Here is a 12,685-nt window from a genome sequence, read left to right as displayed (position 1 = left end):
GCTGCTGCATTTTCAATCATTTTTCGTGGTCGTCGTCTGCGTCTTTGGTCGCAGAGACGGGGCGGGAGTGTGGTGATAATCTGGCCACTCACACGGGGCGAGCTTGTTAATACGGGCGAAAACGTGTAGTTTTTTGCCTTCTCAAGAATTGAATAACCAATCAACTAGGAGCGTGTATGCGCATTGTTCTGTTGGGAGCTCCGGGCGCCGGCAAGGGTACCCAAGCTCAGTTCATCATGGAAAAACACGGTATTCCGCAGATCTCCACCGGCGACATGCTGCGTGCGGCGATCAAGGCGGGTACCGAGCTGGGCCTCAAGGCCAAAGCCGTGATGGACGCAGGTCAGCTCGTCTCCGACGACATCATCATCGGCCTGGTCAAAGAACGCATCGCGCAACCGGATTGCGCCAACGGCTTCCTGCTGGACGGCTTCCCCCGCACCATTCCCCAGGCGCAAGCCATGAAGGATGCCGGTGTGACCGTGGACTTCGTGCTGGAGTTCGACGTGCCGGACGAAGAGATCGTCAAGCGCATGAGCGGCCGCCGCGTGCACTCCGGCTCCGGCCGTACCTACCACGTGGTGTTCAACCCGCCGAAAGTGGAAGGCAAGGATGACGTGACCGGCGAGGATCTGGTGATCCGTGCCGACGACGAAGAGACCACAGTGCGCAAGCGTCTGGATGTCTACCATCAGCAGACCGCGCCGCTCATCGGTTTCTACGGCAAGGAAGCGGAAGCGGGCAACACCCGTTACGTCAAGATCGACGGCACCCAGCCGGTGGATCTGGTCAGCCAGCAACTGGCCGCCATTCTCGGTTAAGCCATTCAGGGCCGGCAGGACGCAGCCGTTCGCCGGCTGGCGACGAGAGTGAGAAAAGGGTCCATACCGGGCCCTTTCTTGCATTCCATTCCCACGACACAGAACGACAGGATGCTAACGTGACCACGAAAACCGGGATCTTGCTGGTCAATCTGGGTACCCCGGCCGCGCCGACCACGGCGGCGGTCAAGGCGTTTCTCAGCCAGTTTCTGCACGATCAGCGGGTCGTCGACCTGCCGCGCTACCTCTGGTGCCCCCTGCTTCACTTCATCATCCTGCCGACCCGCTCCCCCAAGGTGGCAAAGCTCTATCAGCAGGTGTGGACCGAGCAGGGCTCCCCTCTGATGGTCATCAGCCAGCAGCAGCGCGCGGCCCTGGAGCACGAGCTCAAGCGGGAAGGGGTCGAGGTGCCGGTGGCGCTCGCCATGACCTATGGCGCCCCGTCGCTGGCCGATGGCTGGCAGGCCCTCAAGGCCCAGGGGGTCAACCGGGTGATCCTGCTGCCGCTCTATCCCCAGTATTCGGTCAGTACCACCGCCTCGGTGTTCGACGCCTGGGCCAGGGCGATGAAAACCGAGCGCAATCTGCCGGTGGTGCGGCTCATCCGCGATTACCATGCCCACCCGGAGTACATCCAGGCGCTGGCCATGAGCGTGCGTCGCCACTGGGAGCAGCACGGCCAGGGGGAGCATCTGCTGATGTCCTTCCACGGCATTCCCGAGCGCTACGAGCGGGAAGGGGATCCTTATGGTCATCAGTGCAGACGCACCGCCGCCCTGCTGGCGGAGGCGCTGGGGCTGGCCCCGGAGCAGTGGACCGCGAGCTTCCAGTCCCGCTTTGGCAAGGAGGAGTGGCTCAAGCCCTACACGGACCTGACCGTGGGCGAATTGCCCTCTCGCGGCGTCAAGCGGCTCGATGTCATCTGCCCGGCCTTCTCGGCGGATTGCCTCGAGACCCTGGAGGAGATCCAGGTGCAGAACCGGGAGATCTTCATGGCCGCCGGTGGCGAGCAGTTTGAATACATCCCGGCCCTCAACAGCGATCAGGCCCATATCCGCATGATGGTTTCCCTCATCTGTCGCGAGCTGGCATGATGGCCGTTCTCATCCGGTGCCCGACGTGGCGGACGTTCGGATTCAACGATAAAGGAGTGTCCTGATGATGCATATCACGCTGATTTACGCCGGCCTGCTCGGGCTCTTGTTCCTGCTGCTCTCCTTCTGGGTGGTCAAGCGCCGCGCCCAGTTCAGGGTGATGATAGGGGAGGGGGAAGCCCCCGAGATGCTGGCCGCGATCCGCGCCCACGGCAACTTTGCCGAGTACGTGCCCCTCACTCTGCTGCTGATGGCCCTGTGCGAACTGGCGGGGGTCGGGTCGCTCTGGCTGCACCTGGGCGGTGTGCTGCTGCTGGTGGGTCGCATCCTGCATGCCATCGGCATCCAGATCCCCAGGGCTCCCAACATGCCGCGCCTCTTCGGCACCCTCTTCTTCTGGCTGTCGCTGGGGATGTTCTCGGTGCTGGCCCTGGTGCAGGGGCTCTCGGCAAGCTGAATGTCATCCCGCAACACCACCCCGCCACGGGGTGGTTTTTTGTGGCAGCCAAGTCAAACGTTTTCCTCGCAAGCCCTTGTCTATACTGACCTCAAAATTCAATCGTGCGACTTTTCGGCGTGGTGGATTGTGTTAAAATCCCGCCCCTCTTTTCCCCAGAGCACAGAAGATTGCCATGAAATTTCCCGGTCAGCGCAAGTCCAAACACTACTTCCCGGTCGACAGACGTGATCCCCTGATCCCGCAGAACTCCCAGCTCACCGAACTGGGCAAGGCCTATGTAGTGGGCATCGATCAGACTCTGGTGGATATCGAAGCCCATGTGGACGAAGACTTCCTGAACCGGTACGGCCTGAGCAAGGGCCACTCCATGCTCATCTCCGACGAGGTGGCGGAGCTGGTCTACGACGAGCTCAAGGCCAACAACATGGTGGTGAGCGAATTTGCCGGTGGCACCATCGGCAACACCATGCACAACTACTCCGTGCTGGCGGACTCTCACTCCATCCTGCTTGGCGTCATGAGCCAGGACATCCGCATCGGCAGCTATGCCTACCGCTATCTGTGCAACACCTCCTCCCGGGTCAACCTCGACTACCTGCAGCCGGTGGACGGCCCGGTCGGACGCTGCTTCACCTTCATCACCGAAGGGGGAGAGCGCAGCTTTGGCATCAACGCCGGCAAGATGGATCACCTGGATGTGGACCACATCCCCGAGACCATCATCAAGGAGGCCTCGGCCCTGGTGATCACCGCCTACCTGGTGCGCGGCGCCGACGGCACCCCCATGAAGGAGGCCGCCATGGCCGCGGTGCGCTATGCCCGCGAGGCCGGGGTGCCCGTGGTGCTGACCCTGGGCACCCGCTTCGTCATCGACGAGAATCCCCAGTGGTGGCGCGATTTCATCAGCGAGAACGTGACCGTGCTCGCCATGAACGAGGACGAGGCGGAGGCCCTGACCGGGATAAAGGATCCCCTCGGCGCGGCCGACAAGGCGCTGGACTGGGCGGACATGGTGCTCTGCACCGCCGGCCCCATCGGCCTCTACATGGCGAGCTACACCGACGAGGACTACAAGCGCGAGACCACCCACACCCTGCTGCCCGGCGTCATCCCCGAGTTCAACATGTACGAGTTCAGCCGCCCCATGGCCCGGGACAAGTGCCGCAAGCCTGCGCGTATCTACTCCCACATCTCCCCCTACATGGGCGGCCCGGAGAAGATCAAGAACACCAACGGGGCAGGGGACGGGGCGCTGTCCGCCGTGCTGCACGACATGGTGGCGAACGCCTACCACCGCATGAACGTGCCGAACTCCGCCAAGCATCTCTCGGAATTCCTGACCTACTCCTCTCTGGCCCAGGTGTGCAAGTACGCCAACCGGGTGAGCTACGAGGTGCTGGCCCAGAGCAGCCCGCGCCTCTCCCGCGGGTTGCCGGAGAAGGAAGACAGCCTGGAAGAGGTGTACTGGGAGCGGTGATACCTCTTCCTGTCGACCACGAGAAAGGGTGCCACTTGGCATCCTTTCTTGTTTTTGGGGCTGGATCATGTTTTTGGCATCGCTTTTGCTGACATCGTGGACAGCCCGCGTCGCGGCGGCATACCTTGTGTTAAGGATATGTAGCTGCTGCGGGGCGAGGGTATGTTGAGACAATGGAGTATCGGTCGGCGTCTGTCGCTGGTGACCCTGATGGTGCTGGCGCTGCTGGGACTGCTGCTGTTCTTCTGCCTGCAGATCTATCAGCAGGGGCTGATGGGTGAGAAGAGCCGCCAGACCCAGGCCCAGGTGGAGACCGCCTACAGCCTGGTGGCAGGGCTGGAAGCCAGGGTACGCAAGGGGGAGCTGGACGAGGCGAGCGCCAAGGCCGAGGCGCTGGCGCTGATCAAGGGGTTGCGTTACGGCAACGATGACTACTTCTGGATCAACGACAGCCACCCCACCATGGTGATGCACCCCATGAAACCCGAGCTGGACGGCAAGGATCTCTCCGGGGTGGAGGACAAGCAGGGGCTCAGGCTGTTCGTCGCCTTCGCCGATCTGGCCCGGGCCCAGGGCGCGGGGGAGGTGGCCTACTACTGGCCCAAGCCGGGGGTGGACGAACCGGTACGCAAGATCTCCTACATCAAGCGCTTCGCCCCCTGGGACTGGATCATCGGCACCGGCGTCTATGTGGACGACGTCGAGGCCCAGTACCGGGAGGTGCTGCACACCCTGCTGGGGATTGGGCTGGTGCTGGCCCTCCTGCTGTTTGCCGTGGTTGGCCTCATTGTGCGCAGCATCGTCGTGCCCCTCTCCCGCTCGGTCTCGGCCCTTGGCAACATCGCCAGGGGGGAGGGGGATCTGCGGGTACGTCTGCCGGAGTCGGGGCGTGACGAGCTGAGCCAGCTCAGCATCAACTTCAACCTCTTCGCCAGCCAGATGGCGCAGCTGGTGGCCCGCAGCCAGCATATAGCGGATCAGAACCGGGTGCATGCCCACCAGCTGGCCGAGGTGGTGGAGCGTACCGGCGCCATCGTCACCGGCCAGGAGCAGGATACCCTGCGGGTGGCCAGCGCCATGGAGCAGATGACGGTGAGTAGCCGCGAAGTGGGCCAGCACGCGGCCCAGGCCGCCGACGCGGCGGACTCGGCTCTCAATCTGGCCCAGCATGGCCGCGAGGTGGTGGTCCAGACCCGGGAGTCCATCAGCCAGTTGGCGGACGAGATGGTGGAGACGGTGCAGGCGGTGAGCCGCCTCGAGCAGGAGACTCAGCAGATTGGCTCCGTGCTCGACGTCATTCGCGGGGTGGCGGAGCAGACCAACCTGCTGGCCCTCAACGCCGCCATTGAAGCGGCACGGGCCGGGGAGCAGGGGCGCGGCTTTGCGGTGGTCGCCGACGAGGTGCGTACCCTGGCGACCCGCACCCACAGCTCCACCGACGAGATCCGGCAGATGATCCAGCGGCTGCAGGAGGGGGCCGGCAAGGTGGTCAGCGGCATCAGCCAGTTGCAGCAGCTCTCCCGCGCGACGGCGGACAGGGCCGGCGATGCGGATGTCGCCATCAATGCCATCGATGGATCCGTCCACACCATTACTGCCATGAATGGGCAGATTGCCACGGCGGCGGCGGAGCAGAGCCGGGCGGCGGAGGAGATCAACCAGCGGCTGGTGGCCATCACCCAGCTGGCGGCGGATGCCCTGGCCCAGAACCGGCTGACCGAGCAGGCATCCGGGCAACTGGCGCTGGCCTGCGACGAGCTGGGGGCCCTGGTGGCGAAATATCGCATCTGACGGCCTTTCTCCCCGCTTTTTCGGGATAAGGCTTGAGTCTGGGGGGCTTTTGGGACACCATCTGCCCCATTCTCGGCCAGCCCTGGCCGACAGCCTGCCATTGCTTTGCAAGAGAGAGACCCCATGAGCAAACTAACTGACAATCTTGACGCCAATTTCCAGCTGTTCATCGAAGAAGTCCGCGAGTCGGGTCAGGTGTGGGGTCTGCGCTACGGTGAAGACTGGGTGGTGTGCCGCTCCGCCGAGTTCGAAGATGCGGACGTGATGCCGCTCTGGTCCGCCGAAGGAGATGCCCGCCTGCACTGCGTGGACGAGTGGGCGGATTACGAGCCGGAAGTGATCGAGCTCGAAGAGTTCCTGGACATCTGGATCAACGATCTGGACGAGGACGACGTGCTGGTCGGCCCGAACTGGAACGCCGATCTGGAAGGTCAGGAGCTCGAGCCCATCGAGCTGGCCAAGGCGCTGGTGGAACTGGACGCCTGAGTCAGCCGTGCTGCCGGATTGTGATGAACCGGCCCCCTTCGGGGGGGCCGGTTTTTTTATGGCCGCCATGGGCCATGAAAAGGCGATTTGCCTTTGCACCCGTCCCGGGGATGGGTCATCATCAACCCTTTGCCGATCGGGAGGTGCCATGTTTGTCTTTGACGTGACCACGAAGGCGGGGGCGCAGGGGAGGATCCAGGTGCAGGCGCTGGACTGGAGCCAGAGCGGCCCGGTGAGCTTTCAGTGTGACAGCGACGAGCTGGCCCTGGTGCTGCTGAGCGGGTGCCGCTGCGATGCCGTGGGGTACTTCAATCTGCTGGGGGGCTGCAAGCCGCTCTACGTGGAGCAGTGGCTCACCTATTTGCAGGAGCGTGGCCAGCTGGAGAAGGTCACGGCCCGCCAGGAGAGCCCGTCCCAACCCGATTACCTGACCCGGGCCGGGCTGGCGGACGACGAGCTCAATGCCCTGCTCGGCCAGATCTACAAGGTGGCCGGGTTCAACCGCCTGCAGATCAACCGCTACCTCAAGCATCGCCACAACCCGACCATGCTGGCGACCCGTTACGATCAGAAGGAGCTGGAGCGTTATCGCCAGCTCAACGACATCATTCTGACCCTGTTGAAGCTGAAACCGTCTCCGTGAAGATCCCCATCTGACCGATCTCCGGTCCCAGCTCCTGGGGCCGGGCGATGAGGTAGCCCTGCAAGCCGTCCACATACATGCTCTGCAGCATCTGCTTCTGGCCTATCTGTTCCACCCCTTCCGCGATCACCAGGCAGCCCATGCGATGGGAGACGTCGACGATCATCCGCACGAACTGCTGGTTGGTGAGATCCTGCTCCAGCTCGGTGATGAGACCGGGATCCAGCTTGATGTAGTCGGGTTTGAGCTCGCGAAACAGGCTGAAGGAGCCGATCCCCTTGCCGAAGTTGCAGATGGCCGAGCGGCTGCCGTGGCGCCTGAGCAGCTCGAACAGCCGCCTGGACCCGGTCAGGTTGCGCTCCAGGTGCTCCTCGTCGAGCTCGAACACCAGATTGGCCCCGATGTCGGGGTCTTTTTGCAACTGGTGATCCAGCCAGATGAGAAAGGCGCTGTTTTGCAGCAGGGAGCCCGGCAGATTGAGGCCCCATCGGCTGTTGTGGCCTCCGAAAGCGCGGTATTGGCGGATGACGTGGCGGATCACCATCTGGGTCAGGCGCAGTACCATGTCCAGCCGCTGCGCCATGGCGAGCAGGGTATCGCTTGGCAGCACGGTGCTGTCGCTGCTGCTGAAACGGGGATAGATCTCGTGGTAGGCGAGCATGCCGCGATGCAGGGGCTGGATGGGCTGGCAGGTGAAGCTGATGCTCTCCTGCTCCAGCAGATCGGTCAGCACCTGGGTCCAGTGACGCTGACCCTGCACCTCGACCACCTCGTCGTTCTGTTGGATGGCCCAGCCATTGACCACCTCTGTCTGGGCGCGGGCCAGCGCGAGATCCGCCCGGGCCAGAATGGCCTCTATCTTCTGCTCGCTGCTCAGGCGGGTCATGCCCGAGTAGGCGGCGCTCTCGAGCTCGTGATCGTGCTGATAGCGATCGAAGGCGATCTTCAGATCCCGTCCCAGCAGATGGGGCGGGATCTGGGCCAGGGGGGGCAGCAGGACGGCAAAATCGGCCCCCGAGATGCGATAGACCCGGTGGCCCGGGAAGCGGCTGACGGTGTGGCTGATGAGGGCGGCGATGTCCCGGATGTAGGCATCCCCGGACTGGAAGCCGCGCTGGGCGTTGAGGGTCCCGAGCTCGGTGGCGCGGATGAGCACCAGGATGGCGGTCTGGGTGTTTTCCTGTTGCAGCAGCTCGGTCAGATCGCGCCGGAAGGCGTGGCGGTTGCCAAGGCCCGTCATCTCGTCCCGGGTCGCCTGATTGTGCAATTCGGTGATCTGGCGGTGGGCATCGATCTCGGCCTCATTGAAGGACGCAAGGAGCTGGCGCAGAGCCGTTTGTGCCTGTACGCTGTCGAGCATGGCGGGATCCCGTTGCTGCAACGCCAGCAGCCAGCGTTGCTCCTGCCTCGTCTTTTCCCCACGGCGCACGCTGTGGGTGAGAAAGAGCAGCAGGGCGAATCCCGTCAGGGTGGTCATCAGGACCAGCAGCAGGGTGAGCGGTGAGGCGGGGGGGGCGAGCAGCACTCCCTGCAACAGCAGCATGGGAATGCAGACCAGTGCGCTGACCAGCAGCAGGTTTCCCTCATGTTTATTCAACATCGTTTCATCCTTGATGATGTTCATGATGTAGAAATTCTAACCAAGTCGCTGGCGCAAAACATGAGTACTCACGCAACTCCACGATAAAGCGCCGGCGGAATGCAACTAAATGTGAGTGAAAACACTTTCATGGTCTGTAAAAAAAGCGAAGATGGGTTGAAAACAGCCCCAACAGAGCAGAGGTAGATATGTTGCTAGAACCCGTAGACACCGCCAAAGCACGGCAACTATTGAATCAGAGTATGGCCTTGGTGCTCGCAGGGGGACGGGGCAGCCGCCTGAAGCAGTTGACCGATAACCGCGCCAAGCCCGCCGTCCACTTTGGCGGCAAATTCCGTATCATCGACTTCGTGCTCTCCAACTGCATCAACTCCGGCATCCGCCGGGTGGGTGTGGTGACCCAGTACAAGTCCCACAGCCTGTTGCGCCACCTGCAATCGGGCTGGTCTTTCCTGCGCTACCAGATGAACGAGTTCATCGACTTGCTGCCCGCCCAGCAGCGGGTGGACGAGGTGCATTGGTATCGCGGCACCGCAGACGCCATCTACCAGAACGTCGACATCATCCGTGACTACGGTCCCAAGTACATCGTGGTGCTGGCAGGGGATCACATCTACAAGATGGACTATGCCGCCATGCTGCTCGATCACGTGCGCCTCGGTGCCAAGGTGACGGTGGCCTGTATCGAGGTACCGCGCTGCGAGGCATCGGCTTTCGGCGTGATGGACATCGACGAGCAACGCAAGATCCGCGCCTTCGTGGAGAAACCGGCCAATCCGCCCGCCATGCCGGGCTGCGAGGATCGCTCGCTGGCCTCCATGGGCATCTACATCTTCGAGGCGGAGTACCTCTACCAGTTGCTGGAAGAGGACATCCACAACCAGGAGTCCAAGCACGACTTCGGCATGGACGTGATCCCGCGCATCGTGGGGGAGGGCAAGGCCTTTGCCCACCCGTTCAACATGTCCTGTGTCGGGGCCAAGGAGGGGCAAAAACCCTACTGGCGCGACGTGGGGACCCTGGATTCGTTCTGGGAGGCGAACATGGACCTTGCCTCCGTGGTGCCCGAGCTCGACATCTATGACGAGAACTGGCCCATCTGGACCAGCCAGAACATGTCGCCCCCGGCCAAGTTCGTGCAGGACAGAAACGGCCAGCACGGCATGACCATCAACTCCATGTTCGCGGGGGGCTCCATCGTGAGCGGCTCCTTCGTGCTCAACTCGGTGCTGTTCACCAACGTGCGGGTACACTCCTTCTGTACCCTGGACCAGGCGGTGATCTTCCCAGGGGTCGAGATCGGGGCTGGTTGCCGCTTGCGCCGGGTGGTGGTGGACAAGGGGTGCAAGCTGCCAGACGGCCTGGTGGTGGGGGAGAACGCGGACGAGGATGCACGCCGCTTCTACCGCTCCGAGCAGGGCATCGTGCTGGTGACCAAGCCGATGCTGGCCAAGCTCGGCTAACCTCGTCGACACAGACAAAAAAAGGGAGCCCTGGGCTCCCTTTCTATTGGTGGTCGATTTATTTCTCGCTGACCAGGGCCTTGCCGGCCATCACCATGGCGGTGCCATGCTTGCCACCGGCGGCGGTCACTTGCGGGACGCCATCTTCGTCGGTGTCGCTGCCGGTACCCTCGATGACGTTCTCGCCGGAGTCGCCGACCCACTCGGCCATCTGCATGCCGCCGTTGACGGTGCCGCGGAACCAGCTCACGTAGCGCTGGGTCAGCTGTGCCAGCTCCAGCTCGGGTGCCTTCTCGGCCCCTTCGTTGCGCAGGTTCAGCATGGCAGAGCGCAGGGCGCCGGAGATGGCGGCCTGGGTCCAGGGGGTGTATTCACCCTGCTTGCCGGCGAGCCAGGTTCCGGCCTTGGCATTGAAGTAGGCCTTGTCGGCGGCGATGAAGAGCTCGCGCGCCGCCGTGCGGTACTTGGCATCCGAGGTGGCCAGGAAGGCGGCGGTCAGGCCGCGTATGGCGGCGAACTGCGCGTCGATGGACTGACCGGCGTCAAGCTTGCCGCCCAGGGTCAGACCGTCATGGACCAGGCCGTTCTTGCCCTTGAGGTTGGCGAGGATGAAATCGGCCTGCTTGCGGACCAGTGCGATCGCCTGCTCACCCTGCGGGGTCTTGAGGTTCAGCTCGCCATTGTCACCGGCGGCGTAACCCACCGGCAGCGCATCCTGGGCGCGCTGGAAGATCTGCAGGGCGACCAGGGCGTAGGCGGCGTCGAAGGTGGTGACGTGCCCGGCCTGTTTGCCAGCCTGCCAGCTGTCGACCAGGGTGCCAGCCTTGGGCTCGAAGTGCAGGGCCAGCAGGTTCTTGAAGGTGAGGTTGGAGAGGTTCAGGGCCAGGGAGAAGGCATCGCTGCCCGCCACCGCCTTGCCCAGATCGTTGGTCTGGTTGGCAGCCGGAGAGGCGGCGAACGGGGCACCGTCAAACACGGCGTGGAAGGCCGGGTTCTGGTTGGTGTTGGCCGTGCGCTGATCGCTGAAGGCGTAGAACTCGGAGAGGGGCCACAGCAGCATCCAGGCGTCGCGCAACTGGGCGGTGCCGTCCACGACCTCCAGCTTGCCGATGGCACCGGCGTCATTCTTGCTGGTCTCGGTCACTTTCACCTGATGAGGGAAGTAGACAACCCCCTTGGCCGGATCGTACTGCGGGGTGATTTTGGCGCCCAGGGTCTTGCCGTCAAAGCCGAGCTGACCTTGCAGGATGGCGAGCTTGTCGATGGACTGCTCGGTCAGCATCATGCCGTTGAAGCCGTCGGCGGCAGAAACCCCCAGCTTGTGCTTGCCGTCCTGATCCATGGTGGCGGACGCGGCTTCCACCTCTTCATCGGTCTCGGCTACGTGCATGCCCCCCAGGAAATCCTGGGACCACATCACTTCCTTGAGCAAGATGCCGCCCACGGCGGCCGGGACCAGCAGGTTGTCACTGCCGCTCCAGCGCAGGGTGGCGTAGTCGCGGAAGTAGGCGGGGACCTGGGTCTTGACGCTCTTCTCGTTGCCCTTGGCGGTCTTGATGGTGATCTGGTCACCGTTGACCGGGGTGGCGTTTACGGCCTGGGCGAACTCCGGGTTGGCGGAGGCGTAGGGCAGGGAGAGGGGATACATGCCCTGGGGAATTTCATCGGCGGGGAAGCCGACGGCCTCGGCCATGGCCAGTACCCGTTTGCCCAGGTCGGCCAGGGTGCCGCCACGGGCCTGGTTTTGCGGCCCGTTTACCAGATGGGGGCCCATGCCGGACTGGTAGTTGAGGGCGTACATTGCCTCTTCGGAGTATTCATAGGATTCGATGCCGGCGGCGAAGTCGAACGGGGTCGGCTCGTCGGCGCGGTTGGCGTCCAGCACATCCAGATCCAGACCGAGGGCCTCGGCCAGCGGCTCGCCGGAGAGCTCGAATTCGGTGTAGGCCAGCATGTTGGCGGCGGTGTTGAACGTCTTGTCCTCCACCTTGACGGCAGCCTGTGCGGCGCTGCTGAGGAGTGCGCAGGCGATCGCCTGCACCAGTACGGTTTTTCTCATGTCCTTCTCACCATATTGTTGATTTTATTATGACGCTTCTCATGAATCTAAATGAGAATGGTGTGCATTATGGGGCAAAGGGCGGGGCTTGAGAAGAAAAAAACCGCGCCCCGGTGGGGTGAAGAGGAGGGGCGCGGCGGCAGGTGTCACATCAGTTTGAAGGGGATGACCAGTCGGCCCGGCTCCACCTTGAGGGCCTCGACCTTCTCCTTGATCCGCGCCTCGTTCTGGCGGCTGCCATCGAGCCGGTAGACGGGGGTCTGTGAGAGGAACAGAGAGAGGGACTGGTTGAAGGTGGGCAAGAGCGGGGAGAGGGCGGTGCCCACGTCCGCCGGCTCGGTCTTGACGGAGAGCAATTCGAGATCGCGCAGATAGATGGCGCCCTGCTCGGCCACATAGTCCGGGCGTGCCCGCAGGGAGAGGCGGATCTTCATCTGCTGGCTGCCAAGGGGGCTCGCCACCTGCAGCTCGCCGGCGGCATCCAGCTCGACCTTGTCGGCCTGGCTGCGGCCGATGCGGCTTTGCATGTCATCGAGTCGGATCTTGCTCGACATGATGCCGGGGATCCCCAGCTGTTTCTCGAAGGCGACTCGCTCCTTGAGGTACTGGTTGATCTCCCCTTCGCTGACACTGTACTGGGTCAGCGAGCAGGCCGCCAGCAGCAGGGCGAAGGGAAGCAGAAGCAGGTGTTTCAACATGGGAGGGTTCCATTTTCGGGGCTGTCACAAGAGGTGGCGCCATCTTAGAGGCAAAGCGGGTTGGCCGCCAGTGGGGCCGCCCTGACCGGTTTC

General features: G+C 63.2%; 11 protein-coding genes. 8 read left to right on the top strand and 3 right to left on the bottom strand.

Features of this window, described 5'->3' with window-relative positions; genetic code table 11:
* Positions 1 to 176: 176 nt before the first annotated feature.
* From adk to BN1120_RS17440, 7 genes are all read left to right on the top strand, one after another.
* The gene (adk, locus tag BN1120_RS17470; protein WP_010674422.1) at positions 177 to 821 is read left to right on the top strand and encodes an adenylate kinase; all 645 of its coding nucleotides are present in this window, start codon (positions 177 to 179) and stop codon (positions 819 to 821) included.
* A gap of 119 nt (positions 822 to 940) precedes the next feature.
* Complete coding sequence (hemH, locus tag BN1120_RS17465) at positions 941 to 1,915, top strand: ferrochelatase (protein WP_042017278.1); 975 nt, start codon at positions 941 to 943, stop codon at positions 1,913 to 1,915.
* A gap of 64 nt (positions 1,916 to 1,979) precedes the next feature.
* Positions 1,980 to 2,372, top strand: a complete 393-nt coding sequence (locus BN1120_RS17460; protein WP_042017277.1) for an MAPEG family protein — start codon at positions 1,980 to 1,982, stop codon at positions 2,370 to 2,372.
* Between the two features lie 175 nt (positions 2,373 to 2,547).
* Positions 2,548 to 3,852, top strand: a complete 1,305-nt coding sequence (locus BN1120_RS17455) for an inosine/guanosine kinase (RefSeq protein ID WP_010674425.1) — start codon at positions 2,548 to 2,550, stop codon at positions 3,850 to 3,852.
* Positions 3,853 to 4,014: 162 nt separating this feature from the next.
* Positions 4,015 to 5,643, top strand: coding sequence for a methyl-accepting chemotaxis protein (locus tag BN1120_RS17450; protein ID WP_042017275.1), 1,629 nt, complete (start codon positions 4,015 to 4,017; stop codon positions 5,641 to 5,643).
* Between the two features lie 123 nt (positions 5,644 to 5,766).
* The gene (locus BN1120_RS17445) at positions 5,767 to 6,129 is read left to right on the top strand and encodes a DUF2750 domain-containing protein (protein ID WP_010674427.1); all 363 of its coding nucleotides are present in this window, start codon (positions 5,767 to 5,769) and stop codon (positions 6,127 to 6,129) included.
* Between the two features lie 148 nt (positions 6,130 to 6,277).
* Positions 6,278 to 6,772, top strand: coding sequence for a hypothetical protein (locus BN1120_RS17440; RefSeq protein WP_010674428.1), 495 nt, complete (start codon positions 6,278 to 6,280; stop codon positions 6,770 to 6,772).
* On the opposite strand, the gene BN1120_RS17435 is transcribed toward BN1120_RS17440, so the two are convergent.
* Positions 6,735 to 8,372 (bottom strand): EAL domain-containing protein, encoded by a 1,638-nt coding sequence (locus BN1120_RS17435; RefSeq protein ID WP_042017272.1) that lies wholly within the window; start codon positions 8,370 to 8,372, stop codon positions 6,735 to 6,737. The genes BN1120_RS17440 and BN1120_RS17435 overlap by 38 nt on opposite strands.
* A gap of 188 nt (positions 8,373 to 8,560) precedes the next feature.
* On the opposite strand from BN1120_RS17435, the gene glgC reads away from it, so the two are divergent.
* Entirely contained in the window at positions 8,561 to 9,835 is a 1,275-nt protein-coding gene (glgC, locus tag BN1120_RS17430) for a glucose-1-phosphate adenylyltransferase (RefSeq protein ID WP_039038908.1), read from the top strand.
* A 58-nt stretch (positions 9,836 to 9,893) separates the two neighbouring features.
* On the opposite strand, the gene BN1120_RS17425 is transcribed toward glgC, so the two are convergent.
* Both BN1120_RS17425 and BN1120_RS17420 read right to left on the bottom strand, forming a co-directional pair.
* Positions 9,894 to 11,894 (bottom strand): hypothetical protein, encoded by a 2,001-nt coding sequence (locus tag BN1120_RS17425; RefSeq protein WP_042017271.1) that lies wholly within the window; start codon positions 11,892 to 11,894, stop codon positions 9,894 to 9,896.
* 146 nt (positions 11,895 to 12,040) lie between these two features.
* On the bottom strand, positions 12,041 to 12,592 hold the full coding sequence (locus tag BN1120_RS17420) for a lipoprotein (protein WP_039038906.1): 552 nt from the start codon (positions 12,590 to 12,592) through the stop codon (positions 12,041 to 12,043).
* Positions 12,593 to 12,685: the final 93 nt, after the last annotated feature.

Source organism: Aeromonas caviae, assembly GCF_000819785.1.
Lineage (GTDB): Bacteria > Pseudomonadota > Gammaproteobacteria > Enterobacterales > Aeromonadaceae > Aeromonas > Aeromonas caviae.
Note: the sequence above shows the minus strand (reverse complement) of the source record. Positions and strands in the feature narration are given on the sequence as shown.